The organism is Amycolatopsis sp. NBC_00355, from assembly GCF_036104975.1.
GTDB lineage: Bacteria > Actinomycetota > Actinomycetes > Mycobacteriales > Pseudonocardiaceae > Amycolatopsis.
Window position 1 is genome coordinate 8,816,965 of sequence record NZ_CP107982.1, and the last position, 23,161, is coordinate 8,840,125.

Consider the following 23,161-nt stretch of genomic DNA (forward strand, 5'->3'; position numbering starts at 1 on the left):
CGCGCTTACTTGGTCGTCGGCGACGTCCCGGTCGTGCTGATCGACGGCGCGCCCGACGAGCTGCCGCCGCCACCGGCCGGCGTGGTCGTGTCGGTCGGCGGGTCCGTCCGCGGTGACGTCGTCGTGGTCGGCGGCGGCGTGGTCGTGGTGGGCGGCGGCGGGGTCGTCTTCGGCGTCGTCGCCGGAGGCGCCGAGCTGTGCGGACCACCGCCCGGCGGGGGCGTGTACGGGGGCGGCGGGGCCTGGGTGACGACCGTGGTGGTCGTCTTGCCGTCCGGGCTGACCGACACCACCGTGGTCGGCGCGCTCGACGAGGGCGTGTCCGTCGGCGACGGCGGGCCGCCGAGGGTGGACGGGCCGCCCGGGGTCGGGGTGCCCGGGATCGTCTGGACGCCCGCGGGCGAGGTGCCCTGGCCACCCGGGGCGCCGGTGCCGCCCGCGGTGGTCGCGGGGACCGGTCCGGCGAGCTCGGCGACGGCGGCGAACGCCGTCGCGACCACCAGGCCCGCGACCCCGAGCACGACGTACCCGGCGCGGTTCGGTTTGCTGCTCTTCGGCGGCGCGGTGGTGTCGATCCTGGTGATGCGTGAGCTCGAATCCGACCCGTCGGGGCGGGGCATAGAGGCTCCTAGAAGATCGGGGAAGCTTCGAAACCTGCGGCTCGAGGTCGTCAAACGATCACTGCTTGCCCGAGCGGGGGAACCCGGGAGGGCGACCTCGGCGGGGAGATTATCACCGTCAGTGCCGCATTCGCCCAGGTAGGGAGCCTGCGTGATCACTGTGCGCAGTCAAACTGTCCGGAAAGGATGAACGCGTGAGTGAGGGACAAACGAACACCAGGATGACGGCGTGGGTCCGCGGTCGAGTCCAGGGTGTCGGTTTCCGCTGGTGGACGCGCAGCCGTGCGCTCGAGCTCGGTCTCGTCGGCAGTGCCCGCAACATGCCCGACGGTCGTGTCGAGGTCATAGCGGAGGGTGATCGCGACCACTGTGAGCGGCTGTTGGCGGCCCTTCGGTCCGGCGAATCACCCGGAAGTGTGGAGACCGTCGTCGAGCGCTGGTCCGACCCGAAAGGGGGGCTCAGCGGGTTCTTCGAGCGGTAACTCGAGCCTTGGTACTTCCGGGGCGGGTGTGGCGCACGAGGTTGCCGATGCCGATCACGCTGTGCTAAGGCGCGCCGGAGAGGGGGCGCGTCCGGCGGTCCGAGGACACCCCCAGGTAGCCTGGGACGATTGAAACGCCCGTACCGGCAGCCAGAGGGGTCAGCACCCAGTGCACCTGAAAAGCCTGACGCTCAAGGGCTTCAAGTCCTTCGCCTCGGCCACCACGCTGCGCTTCGAGCCGGGCATCACCTGCGTGGTCGGCCCGAACGGCTCCGGCAAGTCGAACGTGCTGGACGCGCTGCGCTGGGTCATGGGCACCCAGGGCGCCAAGGACCTGCGCGGCGGCAAGATGGAGGACGTCATCTTCGCCGGCACCGCGGGCCGCGCCCCGCTCGGCCGCGCCGAGGTCACGCTGACCATCGACAACGCCGACGGCGCCCTCCCGATCGAGTACGGCGAGGTGTCGATCACCCGCCGGATGTTCCGCGACGGCGCCAGCGAGTACGAGATCAACGGCGACCGCTGCCGCCTGATGGACGTCCAGGAGCTGCTGTCGGACTCCGGTATCGGCCGCGAGATGCACGTCATCGTCGGGCAGGGCCAGCTCTCGGCGATCCTCGAGTCCAAGCCCGAAGAGCGCCGCGCCTTCATCGAAGAGGCCGCCGGCGTCCTCAAGCACCGCAAGCGCAAGGAACAGACCCTGCGCAAGCTGGCCAACATGCAGGGCAACCTCGACCGCCTCGGCGACCTCACCACCGAGCTGCGCCGCCAGCTCAAGCCGCTGGGCAAGCAGGCCGAGATCGCCCGCAAGGCCCAGTTCGTGCAGTCCGAGCTGCGCGACTCCCGCCTGCGCCTGCTCGCCGACGACCTGGTCACCCAGCGCGGTTCGATCGAGCGTGAAGAGGCCGACGAAAAGGTCGCGCGCCAGCGTCGCGCCGAGGTCGAGCAGACCCTCGAGATCGTCTCCGCCGAGGAGACCGAGCTGGAGTCGTCGCTCGCCGAGGACGCGCCGCTGCTGCAGACCGCCCAGGAGACCTGGTACAAGCTGTCCGCGCTGGCCGAGCGGCTGCGCGGCACCGTCCGCCTGGCCATCGAGCGGCAGCGGCACCTCTCGGCCGACGTCGCCGCGCACACCGGCGGCCGCGACCCCGAAGAGCTGCTCGAAGAAGCCGAGCGCGTCGCCGAGCAGGAGGAAGAGCTCAACGAGGCCGTCATGGAGGCCCGGGAGCTGCTCGCCCAGACCGTGCTGCGGCGCGAAGACCTCGAACAGCGCGTCCAGGCCGCCGAGCGCGCGCACTGGGCCGCCGTCCGCGCCATCGCCGACCGCCGCGAGGGCATGGCCAAGCTGACCGGCCAGGTCGAGGCGCTGCGCAGCAAGAACGGCGCCACCACCGACGAGATCGACCGGCTCAGCGTCTCCATCGAAGAGTCCGCCGAGCGCGCCGAACTCGCCGTCGAGGAACTCGAAGAGGCCAAGGCCGAGGGCGGTGTCGAGGAGTCCGACGACTCCGGGCTGATGGCCCACCACGACCGCGCGGTCGAGGCCAACAACGCCGCCAAGGCGCGCGTCGAAGAGCTGGTCAAGGCCGAACGCACCGCCGAGCGCGAGATCGCGTCGGAGAAGGCCCGCGTCGAGGCGCTGTCCATGGGGCTCAAGCGCAAGGACGGCGCGGGCGCGCTGCTCGGCGCGTCCCACGAGCTGCCGGGCCTGCTCGGCTCGGTCGCCGCGCTGCTGACCGTCGAGCCCGGCCACGAGGTCGCGCTGGCCGCGGCGCTCGGCCCGGTGGCCGACGCGGTCGCCGTCAACGGCGGCGAAGACGCCCTGCGCGCGCTGAAGTACTTGAAGGACACGGACAACGGCCGCGCCGGCATCGTGCTCGGCGCGCCCGAGTCCACTGTGGACACCTACGCGTGGCCCGCGCTGCCGGACGGCGCGCGCTGGGCCCGCGAGGTCGTCTCCGCGCCGGCCCAGCTGCGGCCCGCCGTCGAGCAGGCGCTCGACAAGCTCGCCCTGGTCCGCGACCTCGAGTCGGCCCGGCACCTGGTCGCCGCGCACCCGGACGTCCGCGCGGTCACCGCCGAGGGTGACGTCTTCGGCGCCCGCTGGGCGATCGGCGGCTCCGGCGCCCGGGAGAGCGTGATCGAGGTCCAGGCCGCCGTCGACGAGGCCGGGGTGCGGTTGCGCACGGCCGAACGCCAGCTGGAGCAGTACGCGGCCGAGCTGGAAGGCGCCCGCGCCGAGCAGCAGGCGCGCCGTGAAGAGGTCTCCCAGGCCAAGGACGCCCTCGGCGACGCCAAGGTGCGCAAGGCCCGCTCCTCGGAGCGGCTCAACCGGCTGCAGCAGGCCGCCCGCGCCGCCCAGGCCGAGGTCGAACGCCTCACCGGGCAGCGCGCGAAGGTCGAACACAGCCGCATCCAGGCTCTCGCGCAGCTCGCCGAGCTGGAGGAACGGCTCGCCGCCGTCGCCGAGCAGCCCGTCGAGGACGACCCGGACACCGCCGAGCGCGACCAGGCCGTCGAAGAGCTGGCCGTCGTCCGGCAGGAGGAGATGGAGGCGCGGCTCGCGCAGCGCACCGCCGAGGAGCGGGCGCGCAGCATCGCGGGCCGGGCCGAAGGCCTCCGCCGCGCCGCGCACGCCGAGCAGCAGGCCCGGGAACGAGCCGAGCGCGCGGCCGCGGCCCGCAAGCACGGCGCGCGGATCGCCGACGCCGTCGTCAACGGCGGTGAGATCGCGCTCGAGCGCATCGAGCGCTCGGTCCAGCGCGCGGCCACCGAACGCGACCAGGTCCAGTCCCGGCGTCAGAGCCGCGAATCCGCGCTGACCGGCGTCCGCGCCAAGGTCCGCGAGCTCACCGGCGAGCTGGAGAAGCTGACCGACGCCGTCCACCGCGACGAGGTCCAGCGCGCCGAGCAGCGGCTGCGGCTGGAGACCCTGGAAGCCAAGATCGCCGAGGACTTCGGCATCGGCCTCACCGACCTGGTCCAGGAGTACGGCCCGGACGTCCCGGTGCCGCCGAGCGCGGGCGAGATGGCCGAGTACGAGGCGGCCAAGGACCGCGGCGAGGACGTCACCGCACCGCCGCCGATGCCGTTCGACCGCGACACCCAGGCCCGTCGCGCCAAGCGCGCCGAGAAGGACCTTTCCCTGCTGGGCAAGGTGAACCCGCTCGCCCTGGAGGAGTTCGCGGCGCTGGAGGAGCGGTACAAGTTCCTCTCCACGCAGCTCGAGGACCTCAAGGACACCCGCAAGGACCTCGAAGCGGTGATCAAGCAGGTCGACGAGAAGATCCTCGAGGTCTTCGCCGGCGCGTACGCGGACGTCGCCCGCGAGTTCGAGACGGTGTTCAGCGTGCTGTTCCCGGGCGGCGAGGGCCGGATGGTCCTCACCCAGCCGGACGACCTGCTCGCCACCGGCGTCGACGTCGAAGCGCGCCCGCCGGGCAAGAAGGTCAAGCGGCTGTCGCTGCTCTCGGGCGGCGAGAAGTCGCTGGTCGCGGTGGGCATGCTGGTCGCGATCTTCCGCGCGCGGCCCTCACCCTTCTACGTCATGGACGAGGTCGAGGCGGCGCTGGACGACACCAACATGCGCCGGCTCATCGGGCTGCTGGAGCAGCTGCGCGACTCGTCCCAGCTGATCATCATCACCCACCAGAAGCCGACGATGGAAATCGCCGACGCGCTCTACGGCGTGAGCATGCAGGGCGACGGCATCACGAAGGTGATCTCGCAGCGCCTGCGCACGGCCGACGACGAACCGGTCGCGGTCGGCTAGCGCTCAGCGCAGGTCGTCTTCGCGCGGCGCGGGCCGGTCTTCGCCGCGGACACGCGGCTCGTAGGTGCTCAGGTCGTTGCCGACGCTGCCGGCGTCGTCCAGCCGCGGCCGGCGCCCGCTGGGCCGGAGCATGCCGCCCTTGCCGCCGCGCTTGCGGTCGAGCCGGTCCACGACCAGGCCGATGACGAGCAGCACGGCCAGGACCACGCCGATACCGATGAAGAACCCCATGCGAAACCCCCTGTCCCCGCACCGCGTTTACGGTGGAGCGGGAACAGGGGGCCGCGTTGTCTTACTGGGCCACCCAGAAGGCGTAGTCGGCCGTGTAGTGGACCGCGGTCTGTGCGCCGTCCGTGCACGCCCCGGCCGGCGCGACGCCGCCGCGGGTGTTCAGGCGCTGGATGTAGGTGACCTTGCCGAACACCCCGGTGCCGCTGTTGAGGTTCGCCTTGAGGAGCAGCTCCGGGATCGCGCCGTCACGCGGCGAGTTCGCCACCGCGGCCGCGCCGACCGTGCTTCCGTCCACAGTGGATGTCCATACCGGACCCTTGCTGTGGATGGCCACCGGCTGACCGTGTTTCGACAGCACGGCCGCGGGCTGGATCAGCGCCCAGGCGCCGTTCGTGCAGCCGTAGATCTGGACGCCGTCACCGGAGTACGTGGCGAGCGGCCGGTTGCCGTCCGGGACCTGGATCGCCACCGGGACCTTCGGGGTCGCGGTGGCGGCCGAAGCCGTCGCCGCGCCGCCGAGTGCCAGCGAGCCGACCGCGAGCGCAACCAAAATCCTTTTCATGTTCCCACCTTCGTATCCTCCCGCCGCTTCCCGGCGGGCTCCCGTTGACCAACACGGACGCCCGCCGGAACCGGTTCAGAAGAATCAGGCGGAAGTGACTTCTCGCTTGTCTTCGCCCACGGCGTTCGCCTCGGCCGCCTTCGGGTCGGGCGTGCGGTGCCGCAGTGAGAGCAACCCGCCGACGACCAGCGTGATCACCACGCCCAGCAGCGTGTACCAGGGATAAGCGAGCGCGACGCGGTCCCCGGCCGCCTTGCTGAAGTCGACGCCGATCAGGCCGCCGGTCTTCGCGCTGAACTTCAGGCCGAGGATCACGAACGCCATCACCAGGACCGTCGCGACGAACGCGACGATCGCGTCCACCTGCCGGGCCTTCTTGATCAGCAGGCCGAGCAGGAACGCCCCGAGCAGCGCGCCGTAGGTGTAGCCGGTGATCGCCAGGCCGAGTTCGATCACCGAGTTCTTCGTGGTGGAGAACAGCGACGCGAACACGGCGAACACGACGGCCCAGATCAGGGTCCACATGCGACCGTGCTTGAGCAGCTTCGAGTCTTCGGGCGCCTTCTTGGTGAAGCGCTGGTAGAGGTCGGCCACCGTCGACGTCGAGAGCGCGTTGAGCGCCGACGCGAGCGCGCCCATGGTCGACGCGAGCACACCGGCGATGAGCAGGCCCGAAACGCCGACCGGCAGGTCGTCGATGATGAACTTCGAGAACACGTCGTCCGGGCTCTGCAGGCCGAGCTGCGCGACCGACTTGCGGCCGTTGAACACCCACAGCATCGCCCCGACCAGCAGGAACAGCGCGAACTGGATCGTCACGATGATGCCACTGCCGATCAGCGCCTTCTGGCCGTCGCGCAGGCTGCGCGTGGCCATCAGCCGCTGCGCGATCAGCTGGTCCGCGCCGTGCGAGGCCATCGACAGCGCCGCGCCGCCGAGCACCGCCGTCACGAAGGCGTACGGGCTGGTCAGCAGGTTCTTCGTGAAGTCGACGAGCATGAACTTGCCGTCCGCCGACGCCTGGGCCGTCCAGTCGCCCGGCAGCTTGTTCAGCAGCACGATCGCCGCCACCGCGGCGCCGCCCAGGTACAGGGTCAGCTGGATGACGTCGACCCAGACGACCGCCTTGATCCCGCCGATGTAGGCGTAGATCAGGGTCAGCGCGGTCAGGATCACCACGATCACCCAGTAGTCCAGGTGGATGTTGTAGTGCCCCAGGATCACCTTGATCGGGATCGCGCCGGCGAACAGCCGGACGCCCTCGGCGAGCAGCCTCGTGACCACGAACGTCACCGACGCGGTGCCCTGCAGCCCCGAACCGAACCGCTTGCCCAGGAAGGCGTACGCGCTCACGAGGTTGCCGCGGAAGTACCGCGGCAGCAGCACGAACGCGGCGATGACCCGGCCGATGATGTACCCGAAGGCCAGCTGCAGGAACAGGAACGCGTTGCCGAACACCAGGCCCGGCGTGCTGATCACGGTCAGCGTCGACGTCTCGGTGGCCACCACGGACAGCATCACCGCGCCCCACGGCAGGCTGCGCTCGCCGACGAAGTAGTCGGCGGCCGACCGTTGCTTCCGCCCGACCAGTACGCCTATCAGCGGCATCGCCGCCAGATAGACCACGATGATGGCCAGATCGACACCCCGCATGGACTTCTCCTACTCCTCATCCGGCCTTCTCCGCGACGCGCAACCGCGTCACGGCGCCCCCCAGCGGGGCAGGAAGGGTCAAGGGCCCGGCACCCGGGACGAGCGCGCCGAGCAGACGCGGTCCCCGCGCACCGGTCGCCGACGGCACCGTACCGGGCACGCCGCACCAGGTGAGCCAGCCCAGCAGCGCCGTCAGGTACGCCTCTTTGCCGGCGCCCGGCAGGCCGAGGTCGTCGCTGGTCTTGAGCACGGCGGACGGCAGGTTCCGGGCCAGCGCCGTCATCACGGCCGGGTTGGCGACGCCGCCGCCGGACGCGATCACCGTCGTCACGCCGTGGTGGTGGCACTGTTCGGCGACGGAGACGGCGGTGAGTTCGGTGAGCGTCGCGAGCAGGTCGGCTGCGGTGACCGGCGGCAGGCCGTCGAGGGCGGCGTCGAGGTAGGCCGCGTTGAAGTACTCCTTGCCGGTGGACTTCGGCGCCGGGGCGGCGAAGTACGGGTCGGCGAGCAGCCGTACGAGCAGATCGGCGCGCACCGAACCGCTCAGCGCGAGCCGCCCGTCGAGGTCGCTGCGGCTGCCGGTGACGCGGTGGGCGGCGAGGTCGAGCAGCGCGTTGGCGGGCCCGGTGTCGTAGGCGATCGCCGGTGCGCCCGCGGTGACGACGGTGATGTTCGCGATCCCGCCCAGGTTGAGCGCGGCGACCGGGCGGCCGGCGTCCTCGGCCAGGCCGCGCAGCCAGAGCTGGTCGAAGGTGCTGGCCAGGGGCGCGCCGTGGCCGCCCGCGGCGACGTCCCGGGCGCGAAGGTCGGCGAGCACCGGCAGCCCGGTGCGTTCGGCGATCCACGCGGGCTGGCCGAGCTGCAGGGTGCCGCGGACGTTGCCGTCCTCCACCCAGTGGAACACCGTCTGGCCCAGCGAGGCGACGATGTCGGCGGTGCCGCCGGCCAGCTCGACGGCCCCGCGCAGAGCGGCGTCGGCGAACGCCTGGCCGACGCCGGTGTCGAGCCGCGTCAGCTCGCCGGCGGTGCACGGGTTCGGCGGCAGCGCGGCGAGCAGACCCTCGCGCAGCGGCTCGGGGTAGGGGACGTCGAGCTCGCCGAGCGGCGTCAGCACCACGGTGTCCTCTTCGGCGTGCAGGTCGGCCGCGGCGACGTCGATGCCGTCGACCGACGTGCCGGAAATCAACCCGATCACCCGGAAGCCGTGACTGACGCGTTTCCCCATCCGGAGGGGTTTAGTGCAGCGTTGCCTGTGACGCAACCCACCTCGTGAAGTCTTGGCCCAATCGGGATGTACGTCGTTACGAATTGCCTGCGTGGACGGCGGGTCCGCGGTGATCGGCGGCGAATGAAAGGATGGTGCGGTGTCGAGCTCCTGGTTCCTGTTCGTAGTCCTCGCCGTCGTCGTGCTGGTCGCCTTGCTGGTGACCGGCCTGCTGATCGCGCGCAAGCGCCGCATCAGCCTGGACGCCCAGCGTGAGTTCGAGGCGAAACCGAAGGGCGGCAGCTACGCGGCCAGCGGGGGCATCGCGCTCGCGCCCGGCGGCGAGGCTCCCGAGGTCGGGGAGCCGGCCGAGCACCCCGTCGAGGACCGCCCGGAGACCGACGGCCAGCCCGCCGTCGGCGACGACGCCGCGGTCCCGCGCGACTCGGCCCAGCGCACGGTCCGCGACGTCACACTGCCGGACGCCACGCTGCCGGACGCCACGCTGCCGGACGCCACGCTGCCGGACACCGAAGTCGTCGAGCCGGCGGCCGTCACCGAGGAGATCGACCCCGCGGCCGGCCGGCTGGAGCGGCTGCGCGGGCGGCTCACGAAGTCCCGGTCGATGTTCGGGCAGAGCCTGCTGGGCCTGCTCGGCGCCGGCGACCTCGACGAAGACTCCTGGCAGGACGTCGAGGACACGCTGCTGATGGCCGACCTGGGCGCGGCGACCACGAACCACATCGTCGAGCGGCTGCGCGACGAGCTGTCCCGGCGCGCGGTGCGGAACTCGGCCGAGGCCCGCGAGGTGCTGCACGAGGTGCTGACGGCGGAGCTGTCCACCGACGGCCACCGCGCGGTGCGCGCGCTGCCGCACACCGTCGACGGGCGGAAGCAGCCCGCGGTGGTGCTGGTCGCGGGCGTCAACGGCACGGGCAAGACGACCACCACGGGCAAGCTCGCGCGGGTGCTCGTCGCCCAGGGCGCCACGGTGGTGCTGGGCGCGGCGGACACGTTCCGCGCGGCGGCGGCCGACCAGCTGCAGACGTGGGCCGAACGCGTCGGCGCGGAGGTCGTGCGCGGCAAGGAAGGCGCGGACCCGGCTGCGGTCGCGTTCGACGCGGTGAAGCGCGGCGTGGACACGGGCGTGGACGCGGTCCTGATCGACACGGCGGGCCGCCTGCACACCAAGACCGGTCTGATGGACGAGCTGGGCAAGGTCAAGCGCGTCGTCGAGAAGCAGGCGAAGGTCGACGAGGTCCTGCTGGTCCTGGACGCGACCACGGGCCAGAACGGCCTGATGCAGGCGCGGGTGTTCGCCGAGGTCATCGACGTCACGGGCATCGTGCTGACCAAGCTGGACGGCACGGCCAAGGGCGGCATCGTGTTCCAGGTCCAGCGCGAGCTGGGCGTCCCGGTCAAGCTGGTCGGGCTGGGCGAGGGGCCGGACGACCTGGCGCCCTTCGAGCCGGGCGCCTTCGTGGACGCCCTGCTCGGCTAGACGATGGGCAGGCCGGTCGACCGGTGGTAAAGGGTCCGGCCTCGCCGGACTCGGGGCCCGCGGCGTCAGGCGGCGGCGGCAGAAACGCGCTGGTGCCGTCCGGCTTGCGCAGCCCCACTTCTCCAGCAGCCGGGCGAGTGACAAGCCACGAGACCGCCGCTTGCTACGGCTAAAGCCGTGACGGCGGCAGCCGGAACAGCGGCGTGCCGTCCGCCTTGCGCAGCCCCAGCTGCAGCAGCATCGGCGCCGTCGGGTGGTGGGCCGGGATCACGAGGGGCGACGTCTTGCGGGCGGTGACCGTCAGCCGGGACCAGCCGATGCCCTGCAGCGTCTGACCGGATCGCTTGCGCGCCGACGGGTCGACGATCATCGCCGCGCCGAAGTAGTCGCCGCCCGGCAGGTTCACGCGGGTCGTGTGGCCGAGCATGACCGAGAAGACCGTGCCCGTGCGGCTGCCGTCTTCCTGCAGGGTGAGGATCACCGGCGTGCGGGTCCGGATCGTCAGCTGGTGCCGCACGGAGATCTCGACCGTCCCCGGCACCGAGCCGCCCGGGCGTGGCGGCCAGGCGGGCGGCAGCGGCGGCCCGGCGAGCGCGCGATCGACGAGCCGGTCGAGCAGATTCGAAGCGGCGCCCTGAGCGAGCCAGGCGAGCGCGCCGCCGGTATGGGAGTCCATGCCGTCCTTCCGCGGAAAATCGGATGACGGGCGGGTGCGCGCCGACGCAGAATCCGGGTATGCCCGGTTGACGCGCTTCCGCTCGTGCCCCTCCTCGTGACAGACGTCCCAAAGCCGTCATTCACCACGAGAGAGGACCGAAGCATGCCCATCATCCACGGTGCGCGGGTACTTTTGCGTACCATTTCGGCAAAAGACCGCGCCCGCGTCCGCGAAATCCTCGCCACCCCGGAGGTCGCCCGCTGGTGGGGCGACGCGGCCCACGAGGTCGACGGCCTGTACGAGGTCGAAGCCGGCTACACCTGCTACGTGATCGAACTGGACGGCCTGGTCGTCGGGATCATCCAGAGCTGCGAGGAGCTGGACCCGCAATACCACCACGCCGGGATCGACATCTCCGTGCACCCGGACTTCCACGGCCGCGGCGTCGGTACGGACGCGATCCGCGCGCTGGGCCGCCACCTGCTCGAAAGCGGCCACCATCGCCTGACCATCGACCCCGCGGCGTCGAACGCGACGGCGATCGGGGTCTACACGAAGCTGGGTTTCCGCCCGGTGGGCTTGCTGCGCCAGTACGAGCGCGCCCCGGACGGCACCTGGCACGACGGGCTGTTGATGGACCTGCTGGCGGGCGAGCTCACACGGTGACCGTGGCCTGGGACAGGCTCGCGCCCAGCGCGTCCGCCACCCGCTGCACCGCCGGGGCGATGTGCGCCACCGCCTCGGCGGTCAGCCGGCCGGACGGACCGGACACCGACACGGCCGCGGGCACCGGCGCGCCCGGCACCGCCACCGCGACACAGCGAACCCCGAGCTCCTGCTCCGCCTCGTCGAGCGCGTACCCCTGCGAAGCGATCCGAGACAGCTCGACGGCCAGCGCGTCCGCGTCGGTGAACGTGTGCTCGGTGTAGGCCGGCATGCCCGTCCGCTCCAGCAACGAGCGGACGTCGGCCGCGGGCAGGTGCGCCAGCATCGCCTTGCCGACGCCGGTGCCGTGCGGCAGCAGCCGCCGGCCGACCTCGGTGAACATGCGCATCGAGTGCTTCGAGGGCACCTGGGCCACGTACACGACCTCGTCGCGCTCCAGGACCGCCAGGTTCGCCGTCTCGCCGACCTCCTCGACCAGCTCCGCCAGCAGCGGCCGCGCCCAGGCGCCGAACTGCATGCTCGCGTTCTCGCCGAGCCGGATCAGCCGCGCGCCCAGCGCGTACCGGCGGTTGGTGTTCTGCCGGACGTACCCCAGGTCGACCAGGGTGCGGATGAGCCGGTGGATCGTCGGCATCGGCAGCCCGGACAGCGTCGCGAGCTCGGACAGGCTGGCCTCACCGCCGGTGTCCGCGAGGTGTTCCAGCAGCTCGAAGGCACGCTGCAGGGACTGGACGCCGCCATCGCGCCCGTTCTTCTCCGCTGCCACCGGTGGTCCTCCTTACGTCTGCGTTGAGCTTCCGCTATGCAGAAACTATAGTCCGGCTGGTAGAAAACCGTAGGGCCGTTATCCAAAGATCCGAACCCTCGAGGTGTTCCGCATGTCTTCTGAAGTCCAGGTGCTGGGCGACCCGGTCGAGCGTGGCGACGAGATCCTGACGCCGGAGGCGCTCGCCTTCCTCGCCGGCCTGCACGACGCCTTCGCCGGCCGCCGCGACGAGCTGCTGCAGGCGCGTGGCAAGCGTCGCGAGGAGGCCCGCACCACCGGCAAGCTGGATTTCCTGCCGGAGACCAAGGAGATCCGCGAGGGCGACTGGAAGGTCGCCGAGGCGCCGGCCGCGCTGCGCGACCGCCGCGTCGAGATCACCGGGCCGACCGACCGCAAGATGACCATCAACGCGCTCAACTCCGGCGCGAAGGTGTGGCTGGCCGACCTCGAAGACGCGAACACCCCGCACTGGGCGAACGTCGTGTCCGGCCAGGTCAACCTGTACGACGCCGTCCGCGAGGACATCACGCTGGAAAGCGGCGGCAAGAGCTACGCGCTGAAGGACGACGTCGAGCACGCGACGATCGTGGTCCGCCCGCGCGGCTGGCACCTCGACGAGCGCGGCCTGTCCTTCGGCGGGCGCCAGGCCGTCGGCGCGCTGGTCGACTTCGGCCTGCACTTCTTCCACAACGCGAAGGAGTCGCTCAGCCGCGGCAAGGGCCCGTACTACTACCTCCCGAAGATGGAGAGCCACCTCGAAGCGCGGCTCTGGAACGACGTCTTCACCCACGCCGAGAAGTCGCTGGGCATCGAGCACGGCACCGTCCGCGCGACCGTGCTGATCGAGACCATCCCGGCCGCGTTCGAGATGGAGGAGATCCTCTACGAGCTGCGCGAGCACGCCTCGGGTCTCAACGCGGGCCGCTGGGACTACCTGTTCAGCATGATCAAGTACTTCCGCGACGCGGGGGAGAAGTTCGTGCTGCCGGACCGCAACTCCGTCACCATGACCGCGCCGTTCATGCGCGCCTACACCGAGCTTCTCGTGCGCACCTGCCACAAGCGCGGCGCGTTCGCGATCGGCGGCATGGCCGCGTTCATCCCGAACCGCAACGACCCGGACGTCACCAAGGCCGCGCTCGACAAGGTCCGCGCGGACAAGAGCCGCGAGGCCGGCGACGGCTTCGACGGCTCCTGGGTGGCGCACCCGGGCATGGTCGACATCTGCCGCGAGGAGTTCGACAAGGTCCTCGGCGACCGGCCGAACCAGCTGGAGCGCAGGCGCGACGAGGACTGGGATCTCTCTGCCACCGCCGACCAGCTGCTCGACGTCGCCTCGACGCCGGGTGGTGCGACGGCGGCCGGCCTGCGCGCGGCCGTGGACGTCGGCATCCGCTACATCGCGTCCTGGCTGTCCGGCAACGGCGCGGCGGCGATCCACAACCTGATGGAAGACGCGGCGACGGCGGAGATCTCGCGTTCGCAGGTCTGGCAGTGGGTCAAGAACGGGACCACGTTGGACACCGGCGACGTCGTGACGTCCGAGCTGGTGCGCGGCGTGCTGGCCGAGGTCCGCGGCGAGCTGGCCGCGGAGATCAAGCCGGAGCAGCTGGAGCCGGCCGTCGAGCTGTTCGAGCAGGTCGCGCTGGCCGACGGCTTCCCGGACTTCCTGACGCTGCCCGCGTACGAGCGGATCAAGTAGTGCGGCTGTCCCAGGACGTCTACGACGCCGCCGACGCGCGCCTGGCCGAGGCCGACGCGCGCGTCGCGGCGTTGTACCCGGGGGAGCTGCCGGGGCGCCAGCCGGTGCACACGGTGTACGTCCCGGCGTCGTCGTACCGGACGCGGCTGGTCGCGGACTGGGGCAAGCAGGCCATGCGGGTCTTCGTCGAGCACGAAGACCTGCTGGGCCTGGACGCCGACGTCTACGAGCGCGTCCGCGCCAAGCTGCTCACCGAGCCGATCGAGGACCTGCGGATCGACTTCGAGGACGGCTTCGGCCGCGTCCCGGACGATGTCGAGGACGCGGCCGCGCGGGCGGTCGGCCAGACCCTCGCGACCACGGGCGGCACGCCGTTCGTGGGCATCCGGTTCAAGAGCTTCGAAGCCGCGACCCGCCGGCGTGGGATCCGCACCCTGGACCTGTTCCTGGGCAGCCTGCTGGAGAACGGGCCGCTGCCGCCCGGATTCGTCGTCACGCTGCCGAAGGTGACCGCGGTCGATCAGGTCTCGGTGGCCGCGGAGGTGTTGTCCCGCCTGGAATCCGCGTACGACCTGCCGGAGCGGTCCTTGCGCTTCGAGGTCCAGATCGAAACGGCCCAGTCCATTGTGGACGCCGACGGCACGCTGGCGGTCGCCCGCATCGTGCACGCCGCGGCCGGCCGGTGTTCGGGCCTGCACTACGGCACGTACGACTACAGCGCCGGGCTCGGCATCGCGGCGGCATACCAGAGCATGGAGCACCCGGCGGCGGACCTGGCCAAGCAGCTGATGCAGGTCTCGGCGGCCGGCACCGGCGTCCGGCTCTCGGACGGCTCGACCAACCGCCTCCCGATCGGCGACGCGCTCCCTTCGGCGTGGGCCGAGCACCTTCGCCTGGTCCGCAGATCCTTGGAACGCGGCTTCTACCAGGGCTGGGACCTGCACGCCCACCAGCTGCCGACGCGCTTCGCGGCGACGTACACGTTCTACCGCGAGGGTTTCCCGGCGGCGGTCGAGCGCCTGCGCGCGTACGCGGAAAAGACGTCCGGGGGAGTCCTGGACGAACCGGCGACGGCCCAGGCCCTGGCGGTGTACCTGCTGCGCGGCCTGGACTGCGGTGCGCTGGACGAAGGCGAGCTGCCGTTCGGGCGGCCGGAGCTGGAGAAGTACGCGCTCCGGCTCGCCTGAGGGTCGTGAGTGTTCAGGGCGGTTCTAACCGCCCTGAACACTCACGAGCCGTGCAGCCGGGCGCGATCGGCGGCCGACCGTCCCGCGTCCCAGCCGTCGAGGTCGCGGACCGTCACCGACTTGCCCACCACCTCCGGGAAGAGCTGCGTGAACGCCGCCTTCACCTTCACCTCGTGGGACGCCAGCACCGGCAGCAGCCGGTCCGCGTCGGGCGAGTCCGCGAGCGTCGCCTCAGCCGCCTTCCCGAGCCGCTCGCCGATCCGCGTCGCGTAGGAGACCAGGAACGACTGCCGGAACGCCCGTGACCGCCCCGCCGGATCGGCGATCATCGCGCGCGTCGCCTGGACCAGCAGCGACGTCGTCAGCAGCGCGACGGCGTCCAGATCGTTCTCGTCGCCGACGACGGTGACGAACCCCCAGCGCGGGTCGAAGACGGCCTGGCAGCGGTTCGCCGTCGCGACCACGTGGACCAGCAGCGACTTGGCGTCGAGGTACGGCGTGTCGAGCCAAAGCCGGCGCGAGGCCGGGATGTCGGGCACCGAAGTCTCGACCAGCACGCGGTCGAGCGCGTACCGGGTCATCAGCTCCTGCGCCTTCGCGGACAGCGCCTCGGCCTCCTCCGGGAACGAGCTCGACTCGGCCTTGGCCAGCAACGCGCGGACCCGGCCCAGCTGCTTCTCGTCGACGGTGTGGTGAGCCGTCGGCCGGTAGGGCGTCCCCGGCGCGGGCAGAACGGGATTCAGCGCCGGCATCGAGACCAGCAGCCCGAGGGCTTCGACGACAGTCGTCACCGCTTCGGCGGGGGTCAGGATGTGCTTCGCCGCCCACTGCGTGAAGTGCGGCTCGGAGGTCGACCACCAGCCGGCGGCGCCGACGTCGTCGAGCTGCTCCCGCCAACCGGGGTGCAGGGTCGCGAACTGCCCGGCGTAACCGGCGAGCGTGTCGAGCACGTACGGGACGGCGAACTCGTCGACCCGCCGCCGGGCCGCCTGGTCGAGGTCCTCGGGCAGCCAGCCGTTCCGGCAGACCCGGGTGATCGCCCGCCGGCCGGCGAGATCCGCGCCCCGCGCGAGTTCCGGTGGCGGTTCGAAGCCGTTCGCGAGCCTCTTCGCGCACGCCTTGGCCGCGCCCGGGATGCCCCGCGCGACGTCGTAGGCCGCGGCGAGCAGGACGTCGCCGAACTCCTCGGCCGTCCGGGGCGCCGGGGTGTCCTCGGCGGAGGCCGCCGCCCGGCGCTTCTGCTTGCCCATGGTCCCGAGTCTCCCGGTAGCCGCTCAGCGCAGCTTCGGCAGGGCGTCCCGGGCCGCGTGGCTCAACCGGCGCAGATCGTCGGCGAAGCGCTCCCGATGTTCTTCCGGCAACGGCGAAAAGAAGTGCCGCTCGATGTTCGCCACGTGCACCCGGCTCGCGCGCACCGTCGTCCGCTCACCCAGCTCGGTCAGGCGGACCAGCCGGCCCCGCCGGTCGTGCGGGGCGGCCGTGCGGGTCACCAGGCCGAGGGCCTCCATCCGGTCGACCAGCCGGGTCGCGCCGCCGGTGGTGAGCACCTGCTCCTGGGCGATCGAGCGCATCGTCCGGCCGTCGTCACCCGCGCGTCCGACGATCAGCAGCACTTCGTACATCAGGTGGGTGATCCCGCATTCCTTCTCCAGCGCGCGTCCGAGCAGGTATTCGAGCCGGTTCGCCGCGCCTTGGAGCCGCCCGAAGGCCAGCACGCGGGGGTCGTGCCCCGCCTGCCGCGCCGACGTGATTTCGTCGCTCATCCCGTGGGTTCTCCCGTGCGCAACGCCAGGTAGACGTCGAGCTGGTCGGTGAACTCGGTCAGGTCCGCGCCGAGCAGCTCGCCGGCGCGGCCGATGCGGTAGCGCAGGGTGTTGACGTGCACGTGCAGCGCCTTCGCCGCCCGGGTCGGCGATCCCGAGCACTCGAGGAACACCCGCACCGTGTGCACCAGGTCCGTGTGCTGCTCGGCGTCGTAGTCCAGCAGCGGCCCGAGGACCCGCCGCCGCAGCGCGGCCCGCAGCCCGTCGGGTGTTCCGGCGAGCAGCAGCTGGTGGACGCCGATTTCCGCACCCGGCACCACGACGACTCGCCCCGGGCGGCGAGAAGCCGCGGCCAGTGCGTAGGCCGCGACCTCGCGCGCTTCGCCCAGCGGCCCGGCGTCGCTCACCCCGCAGACGATCCGGTGCGCCGCCAGCAACGGTTCCACTGTGGACAGAGCCGTGGCGGCGTCGGCCGGCCACTGCGTGGTCACGGCGTACGTCGTCTCATCGCCGGGCTCGATGAGCGTCGCGGCCGGCAGCAGTTCCCGCAGGACGTCCTGACTCTCGTCGCTGCCTTCGGTCCGAAGCGCGACGACGCGCACGTCGCCGGTCAACTCGGCTTCAGGCGGCTTCGCCCGCGCCCGGGTGACGCCGACGAGCCCCGCCAGCTCCTCGGTCAGCTCGGTCTGCGCGGTGCTCAGCGGCCCGCCGACGGCGATCAGCCACGGCACGGCGTTCCGGCCCTCCACCGGCGTCAGCGTCAGCGGCCCCGCCGTGTCCTGTTTCGCCGCGAACCGCTGGACGACGTCTTCGACCGGCATCGGCAGCGGCGCCGTCCCGGCGATCACCCGGCCCAGCGTCGAGAGCACCCAGCAGGGCAGCCCGAGCTCGGCCGACGCGCGGTCCAGCAGGGTCTCGACCGGCGCGTCCGCGGCGGCCAGCAAACGTTTGCGGGAGCTGTCGGACGCGGCGGCCAGGGCCAGCACCACCTGCTCGGTGACCACCGAGAACGACAGGTCGACCGGGACTTCGAGGAGCGGGATCCGGTGCCGTTCGCAGGCGTCGACGACGTCGTCCGGGATGCCGTCGGAGTCGGCGCCGGACGCGGCCAGCGCCGCCGCGCCGGAGCGGGCCAGCGCGGCCACGAACGGCTCGGCGTCACCCGGTTCACGCCACCAGAGCAAGCCCGAAAGCACCAGCTCGCCCGCCGACAAGTACCGTCCGGGGTCGGGCAGCTCCGTGACGTAGATGCGCGTCACCGGCCGGTCGAGCAGGTCGGCGGCGGCCCGCGGGCGCAGGCGCAACCCCGGCAGGTCCAGCAGAGTCTTCACGGTCGTCATCAGGCTTGTAGGAAAGCACAAACGCGCGGGGTTCCGCTCGTGTGCGTTTCATGGTCCGTGCCGTTGCCGCCCCCGCCCGGTTGGGCGTCTACTGGTCTACCGCCCTCACCGACGAAGGAGCAAGTGTGGAGTTCCTGCGTCCCGCGACGCTGGCCGAGGCCCTGGCGTTCAAGGCCGAGCGTCCCGACGCCGTGCCGATCGCCGGGGGCACGGACGTCATGGTCGAGCTGAACTTCGACCACCGGCGCCCGGACGCCCTGCTCGACCTGACCCGGATCGGCGAGCTGACGACGTGGTCCACATCGGACGGCACGGTCCGGCTCGGCGCCGGTGTCCCGTACTCCCGCGTCATCGCTGAAGTGGGTGAACTCGTCCCCGCGCTGGCCATGGCGTCGCGCACGGTCGGCTCGCCGCAGATCCGCAACCGCGGCACGGTCGGCGGCAACCTCGGCGCGGCCTCACCAGCCGGCGACACCCACCCGGTCCTGCTGGCCCTGGACGCGCGGGTCGAGGTCGCCTCGGTGCGGGGCACCCGGGTTCTCCCGGCGGAAGAGTTCTACGTCGGCGTGAAGCGCCACAGCCTGGAGCCGGACGAGCTGATCACGGCCGTCCACCTGCCCGCGCACGCCGGGCCGCAGCAGTTCGCCAAGGTCGGCACACGCAACGCCATGGTCATCGCGGTCTGCTCCTTCGCGCTCGTCTTGCGAAACGGCGAGGTCGGCGAGGTCGGCGCGGTCGGCGCGGCCCTCGGGTCCGCCGCGCCCACGCCACGCCGCGCGAAAACCGCCGAGGAGTTCCTGGCCGCCGAGCTTCCGTGGGGCTCGTCGGACGCGTTGCCGGACTCCTTGAAGCGCCGTTTCGGCGAGCTGGTGGCCGAGGCGACGTCGCCGATCGACGACGTCCGCGGGAGCGCCGCATACCGCAAGCACGCGCTGTCGGTGCTCGCGCGGCGTACGTTGACGTGGGCTTGGGACGACTATCGGACGGGGGAGCGGGTTTGCGCCTGAATGTCACGATCAACGGCGAGAAACGGCAGGCCGACGACGTCTGGGAGGGCGAAAGCCTGCTCTACGTGCTGCGGGAGCGGCTCGGCCTGCCGGGCTCGAAGAACGCCTGTGAGCAGGGCGAATGCGGGTCCTGCACGGTCTACCTCGACAGCGTCCCGGTGTGCGCCTGCCTGGTCGCGGCCGGGCAGGCCGAGGGCCGCGTGGTGCGCACGGTCGAGGGCCTGGCCGAGGGCGACGTCCTCGACCCGATCCAGCAGTCCTTTGTGGACCAGGGTGCGGTCCAGTGCGGCTTCTGCACGCCCGGCCTGGTCGTCGCCGCACACGACCTGCTGAACCGCGTCCCGGATCCGAGCGACGAGGAGATCCGCGAAGCGCTGGCCGGCAACCTCTGCCGCTGCACCGGCTACGAAAAGATCCTCGACGCCGTGCGCGCCGTGGCGAAGGGTGGCGTCGCGTGAGGACCCTCATCACCGGCGGGGCGGTCGCCACGGTCAGCGGCGAGGAGTACGCGAACGGGTACGTCGTCGTCGACAACGACCGGATCGCCGACGTCGGTGAAGGCGTCTATACGGGCGAGTTCGACGAGCGCGTCGACGCGTCGGGCTGCCTGGTCACGCCCGGCCTGATCAACACCCACCACCACCTCTACCAGTGGGCGACCCGCGGGATGGCCGCCGACCACACGCTCTTCCAGTGGCTGGTCGCGCTCTACCCGGTCTGGGGCCGGCTCGACGCGGAGATCACGCACGCCGCCGCGACGGCGGGGCTGGCGCGGCTGGCGCTGACCGGCTGCACGACCGTCGCCGACCACCACTACGTCTTCCCGCGCGACGGCGGCGACCAGGTGGCGGCGCTGGCGTCGGCCCGGCAGCGGATCGGCGTCCGGCTGCACGTGGTGCGCGGCTCGATGGACCGCGGCGAGTCCGACGGCGGGCTCCCGCCGGACAACCTGGTCGAGACGACCGAGGACGCCCTGAGCGGCACCGAAGCGGCGATCGGCCGCTTCCACGACGACTCGGCGGAGGCGCACCTGCAGATCGCCGTCGGGCCGTGCTCGCCGTTCTCGGTCACCGAACGGCTGATGTCCGGCGCGGCCGAACTGGCTCGCGGCAAGGGCGTCCGGCTGCACACCCACCTCGCGGAGACCCTCGACGAGGAGCAGCAGTGCCTCGCCGAGGTCGGCTGCACACCCGCGGAGTACGCCGACAAGCTCGGCTGGCTCGCCGAGGACGTCTGGCTCGCGCACACCGTCCACCTCGCGCCCGACGCGATCCGGCGGTTCGGCGCGACCGGCACCGGTTCGGCGCACTGCGCGACGTCCAACGGCCGGCTCGGCACCGGCATCGCCCCGGTCCGCGACCTGCTCGACGCGGGCGTGGCGGTCGGCCTCGGCGTCGACGGGGCCGCGTCCAGCGAGTCCGGCGGGCTCGGCGAAGAGCTGCACCAGGCGTTGCTGCAGGCGCGGCAGCGCGGCGGCCCGCGCGGGCTGACCACGCGGGAAGCGTTGTGGATGGGCACGATGGGCGGCGCCCGCTGCCTCGGCCGGGCGGACGACCTCGGCTCGATCGAGCCCGGCAAGCTCGCCGATCTGGCCGTCTGGGACCTGACCGGTCTCAACTACGCGGGCATCACCGACCCGGTCGCGGCGCTGGTCCTGGGCACGACACCGCCGGTGCGGCGGCTGTTCGTCGGCGGCAAGGCCGTCGTCGAGGACGCTGCGCTGCGCGAGGCGGACGAGTCCGAGATCGCGTCGGAGCTGACCGCCGCGAGCGCCAGGCTGCGGGAGGACCGATGACTGTTTCCGTCACCACGCAGACGGTCAACGGCGTCGGGACCTCACCGCGGCGCCCCGACGGCACGGTGAAGGTGCGCGGTGAGTTCGCGTACTCGTCCGACCTGTGGCACGAGGACATGGTGTGGGGCGTGACCCTGCGCAGCCCGCACCCGTACGCGCGGATCACCGGGATCGACATCACCGACGCCCTGAAGGTGCCCGGGGTCTACGCGGTGCTGACCCACGAGGACGTCCCCGGCGTCAACCGCTACGGACTGGAGCACAGCGACCAGCCGGTGCTCGCGGTCGACGTCGTGCGGTACCAGGGGGAGCCGGTCGCGCTCGTCGCCGCCGACCACCCGGAGACCGCGCGTCGCGCGATGAAGCGGATCGTCGTTTCCTACGAAGAGCTTTCTCCGGTGACGGACTCCGAAGCCGCCGTCGCGGGCGAAGGCGCTTCGCTGCACGAGGGCGGCAACGTCGTGCGGCACGTCAGGATCCGGCGCGGGCCGCAGGACGTGGCCGCGGACGTCGTCGTGTCCGGCGTCTACGAGGTCGGCATGCAGGACCAGGCGTTCCTCGGCCCGGAGTCCGGGCTGGCCGTGCCGGACACCGAAGGTGGCGTCGACCTGTACGTCGCGACGCAGTGGCTGCACGTCGACCAGCAGCAGATCGTCGCCGCCCTGGGCCTGCCGGTCGAGAAGGTGCGGCTGACCCTCGGCGGCGTCGGGGGAGCGTTCGGCGGGCGTGAGGACCTGTCGATCCAGGTCCACGCGTGCCTCCTCGCGCTGCACACCGGCAAGCCGGTGAAGATGGTCTACAACCGCGAAGAGTCCTTCTACGGTCACGTCCACCGCCACCCGGCGAAGATGTACTACGAGCACGGCGCCACCCACGACGGACGTCTCGTGTACGTCCGGACGCGGTTGTTCCTGGACGGCGGCGCCTACGCGTCCTCGACCGGAGCGGTGGTCGCGAACGCCGCCACGCTCGGCGTCGGACCGTACACAGTGGACAGTGTGACGATCGACTGCTGGGGCACCTACACGAACAACCCGCCGTGCGGCGCGATGCGCGGTTTCGGCGCGGTGCAGGCGGCGTTCGGTTACGAGTCGCAGATGGACAAGCTCGCTGACGCCTGCGGCCTGGACCCGGTGGAGATCCGCGTCCGCAACGCGATGAGCGAAGGCGCGCTGATGCCGACCGGTCAGGCCGTCGACTCGGCCGCGCCGGTCGCCGAGCTCCTCGATCTGGTGCGCGCCAAGCCGATGCCTCCCGAAAGGCCGTTCGACCTGCGGCACATGCCGGGCGGCGTCTCCAACACGACCCACGGCGAAGGTGTCGTCCGCGGCGTCGGGTACGCGGTCGGCATCAAGAACGTCTGCTTCTCCGAAGGCTTCGACGACTACTCGACGGCCCGCGTGCGGCTGCAGCTCGTCGGCGGCGAGCCCGCGGCGACCGTGCACACCGCGGCCTGCGAGGTCGGCCAGGGCCTGGTGACGATCATGCAGCAGATCGTCCGGACCGAGCTGGGCGTCGAGCAGGTGACGGTGCTGCCGATGGACACCTCGATCGGCAACGGCGGCTCGACGTCGGCGTCCCGCCAGACGTACGTGACCGGCGGCGCGGTGCAGGCCGCGTGCGTGGCGGTCCAGTCGCGGCTGCTTGCCCGCTTCGGCCGGAAGGCTCGCGTCGTCGGCGGCAAACTCGTCGCGGCGGACGGCCAGGTGCTCGCCGACCTGGTGGACGTCCTCGGCGACGACGTCTACGACGAGACGGTGGAGTGGCGGCACCGGCCGACCACCGCGCTGGATCCGGAAACCGGGCAGGGCACCGCCCACGTGCAGTACGCGTTCGCTGCGCACCGGGCCGTCGTCGACGTCGACGTCGAGCTGGGCCTGGTCAAGGTGGTCGCGCTGGACTGCGCCCAGGACGTCGGCAAGGCGCTCAACCCGCAGGCCGTCCTCGGCCAGATCCAGGGCGGTTCGGCGCAGGGACTCGGGCTCGCGGTGATGGAGGAGATCCAGACCTCCGGCGGGAAGATCCGGAACCCCTCCTTCACCGACTACCTGATCCCGACGGTCCTGGACATGCCGCCGATGAGCATCGACGTCCTGGAACGCCCGGACCCGCACGCGCCGTACGGCCTGCGCGGCGTGGGCGAGCCGCCGACGATCTCGTCGACCCCGGCGATCGTGGCGGCGATCCGGGCCGCGACCGGGCTCGCGCTCACGCGCGTCCCGGTGCGGCCCGAACACCTCACGGGGACCTGA

At 71.9% G+C, this 23,161-nt stretch carries 20 protein-coding genes; 10 read left to right on the forward strand and 10 right to left on the reverse strand.

The genetic code is table 11. The features are described 5' to 3' along the window. Nucleotides 1-5: 5 nt before the first annotated feature. A complete protein-coding gene (locus OHS18_RS40775) occupies nucleotides 6-620 on the reverse strand; it encodes a hypothetical protein (RefSeq protein ID WP_328443286.1) in 615 nt (204 codons plus the stop codon). A gap of 221 nt (nucleotides 621-841) precedes the next feature. Here OHS18_RS40775 and OHS18_RS40780 point away from each other — a divergent pair, with 221 nt between their 5' ends. Together OHS18_RS40780 and smc are read left to right on the forward strand one after the other, a co-directional pair. Beyond that, nucleotides 842-1,102, forward strand: a complete 261-nt coding sequence (locus OHS18_RS40780; RefSeq protein ID WP_328443285.1) for an acylphosphatase — start codon at nucleotides 842-844, stop codon at nucleotides 1,100-1,102. A 169-nt stretch (nucleotides 1,103-1,271) separates the two neighbouring features. After that, the gene (smc, locus tag OHS18_RS40785) at nucleotides 1,272-4,874 is read left to right on the forward strand and encodes a chromosome segregation protein SMC (protein ID WP_328443284.1); all 3,603 of its coding nucleotides are present in this window, start codon (nucleotides 1,272-1,274) and stop codon (nucleotides 4,872-4,874) included. 3 nt (nucleotides 4,875-4,877) lie between these two features. Here smc and OHS18_RS40790 read toward each other — a convergent pair whose 3' ends face one another. The 4 genes from OHS18_RS40790 to OHS18_RS40805 form a co-directional block, all read right to left on the reverse strand. Beyond that, nucleotides 4,878-5,105 carry a hypothetical protein gene (locus tag OHS18_RS40790; RefSeq protein ID WP_328614386.1) on the reverse strand — a complete coding sequence of 76 codons (228 nt, stop codon included), beginning with the start codon at nucleotides 5,103-5,105 and terminating at the stop codon, nucleotides 4,878-4,880. Between the two features lie 61 nt (nucleotides 5,106-5,166). Then, complete coding sequence (locus OHS18_RS40795) at nucleotides 5,167-5,667, reverse strand: DUF3455 domain-containing protein (RefSeq protein WP_328443282.1); 501 nt, start codon at nucleotides 5,665-5,667, stop codon at nucleotides 5,167-5,169. A gap of 84 nt (nucleotides 5,668-5,751) precedes the next feature. Next, complete coding sequence (locus OHS18_RS40800) at nucleotides 5,752-7,320, reverse strand: sodium:solute symporter (protein WP_328614387.1); 1,569 nt, start codon at nucleotides 7,318-7,320, stop codon at nucleotides 5,752-5,754. A gap of 16 nt (nucleotides 7,321-7,336) precedes the next feature. Then, nucleotides 7,337-8,545, reverse strand: a complete 1,209-nt coding sequence (locus tag OHS18_RS40805) for an anhydro-N-acetylmuramic acid kinase (RefSeq protein WP_328614388.1) — start codon at nucleotides 8,543-8,545, stop codon at nucleotides 7,337-7,339. Nucleotides 8,546-8,684: 139 nt separating this feature from the next. On the opposite strand from OHS18_RS40805, the gene ftsY reads away from it, so the two are divergent. Further along, nucleotides 8,685-10,025 carry a signal recognition particle-docking protein FtsY gene (gene ftsY / locus OHS18_RS40810; protein WP_328614389.1) on the forward strand — a complete coding sequence of 447 codons (1,341 nt, stop codon included), beginning with the start codon at nucleotides 8,685-8,687 and terminating at the stop codon, nucleotides 10,023-10,025. Between the two features lie 169 nt (nucleotides 10,026-10,194). Here the strand turns inward: ftsY and OHS18_RS40815 are convergent, their stop codons facing one another. Continuing rightward, the gene (locus tag OHS18_RS40815) at nucleotides 10,195-10,701 is read right to left on the reverse strand and encodes a hypothetical protein (RefSeq protein ID WP_328443278.1); all 507 of its coding nucleotides are present in this window, start codon (nucleotides 10,699-10,701) and stop codon (nucleotides 10,195-10,197) included. 144 nt (nucleotides 10,702-10,845) lie between these two features. Between OHS18_RS40815 and OHS18_RS40820 the strand changes: the two genes are divergently transcribed. Continuing rightward, nucleotides 10,846-11,349, forward strand: coding sequence for a GNAT family N-acetyltransferase (locus OHS18_RS40820; RefSeq protein ID WP_328614390.1), 504 nt, complete (start codon nucleotides 10,846-10,848; stop codon nucleotides 11,347-11,349). Here OHS18_RS40820 and OHS18_RS40825 read toward each other — a convergent pair. Then, the gene (locus tag OHS18_RS40825; protein WP_328443276.1) at nucleotides 11,339-12,115 is read right to left on the reverse strand and encodes an IclR family transcriptional regulator; all 777 of its coding nucleotides are present in this window, start codon (nucleotides 12,113-12,115) and stop codon (nucleotides 11,339-11,341) included. The two genes, OHS18_RS40820 and OHS18_RS40825, sit on opposite strands and share 11 nt — an antisense overlap. Before the next feature lie 112 nt (nucleotides 12,116-12,227). Here OHS18_RS40825 and aceB point away from each other — a divergent pair, with 112 nt between their 5' ends. Together aceB and OHS18_RS40835 are read left to right on the forward strand one after the other, a co-directional pair. Next, complete coding sequence (gene aceB / locus OHS18_RS40830; RefSeq protein WP_328614391.1) at nucleotides 12,228-13,817, forward strand: malate synthase A; 1,590 nt, start codon at nucleotides 12,228-12,230, stop codon at nucleotides 13,815-13,817. Then, entirely contained in the window at nucleotides 13,817-15,004 is a 1,188-nt protein-coding gene (locus OHS18_RS40835) for a DUF6986 family protein (protein ID WP_328614392.1), read from the forward strand. The genes aceB and OHS18_RS40835 overlap by 1 nt, the downstream gene beginning before the upstream one ends. Before the next feature lie 41 nt (nucleotides 15,005-15,045). On the opposite strand, the gene OHS18_RS40840 is transcribed toward OHS18_RS40835, so the two are convergent. The 3 genes from OHS18_RS40840 to OHS18_RS40850 are packed head-to-tail and all read right to left on the reverse strand — an operon-like array spanning nucleotide 15,046 to nucleotide 18,107. Next, the gene (locus tag OHS18_RS40840; RefSeq protein ID WP_328614393.1) at nucleotides 15,046-16,254 is read right to left on the reverse strand and encodes a DUF2786 domain-containing protein; all 1,209 of its coding nucleotides are present in this window, start codon (nucleotides 16,252-16,254) and stop codon (nucleotides 15,046-15,048) included. A gap of 24 nt (nucleotides 16,255-16,278) precedes the next feature. Then, nucleotides 16,279-16,767 (reverse strand): MarR family winged helix-turn-helix transcriptional regulator, encoded by a 489-nt coding sequence (locus OHS18_RS40845; RefSeq protein ID WP_328443272.1) that lies wholly within the window; start codon nucleotides 16,765-16,767, stop codon nucleotides 16,279-16,281. Continuing rightward, entirely contained in the window at nucleotides 16,764-18,107 is a 1,344-nt protein-coding gene (locus tag OHS18_RS40850; RefSeq protein WP_328614394.1) for a PucR family transcriptional regulator, read from the reverse strand. Before OHS18_RS40850 ends, OHS18_RS40845 begins: the two co-directional genes overlap by 4 nt. A gap of 125 nt (nucleotides 18,108-18,232) precedes the next feature. Between OHS18_RS40850 and OHS18_RS40855 the strand changes: the two genes are divergently transcribed. Genes OHS18_RS40855 through pucD form a run of 4 tightly spaced genes read left to right on the forward strand, consistent with a single transcriptional unit; the run spans nucleotide 18,233 to nucleotide 23,161 of the window. Next, entirely contained in the window at nucleotides 18,233-19,114 is an 882-nt protein-coding gene (locus OHS18_RS40855) for an FAD binding domain-containing protein (protein ID WP_328614395.1), read from the forward strand. After that, nucleotides 19,105-19,572, forward strand: a complete 468-nt coding sequence (locus OHS18_RS40860) for a (2Fe-2S)-binding protein (protein WP_328443269.1) — start codon at nucleotides 19,105-19,107, stop codon at nucleotides 19,570-19,572. The genes OHS18_RS40855 and OHS18_RS40860 overlap by 10 nt, the downstream gene beginning before the upstream one ends. Further along, complete coding sequence (locus OHS18_RS40865) at nucleotides 19,569-20,909, forward strand: 8-oxoguanine deaminase (RefSeq protein ID WP_328614396.1); 1,341 nt, start codon at nucleotides 19,569-19,571, stop codon at nucleotides 20,907-20,909. The genes OHS18_RS40860 and OHS18_RS40865 overlap by 4 nt, the downstream gene beginning before the upstream one ends. Further along, on the forward strand, nucleotides 20,906-23,161 hold the full coding sequence (gene pucD / locus OHS18_RS40870) for a xanthine dehydrogenase subunit D (RefSeq protein WP_328614397.1): 2,256 nt from the start codon (nucleotides 20,906-20,908) through the stop codon (nucleotides 23,159-23,161). Before OHS18_RS40865 ends, pucD begins: the two co-directional genes overlap by 4 nt.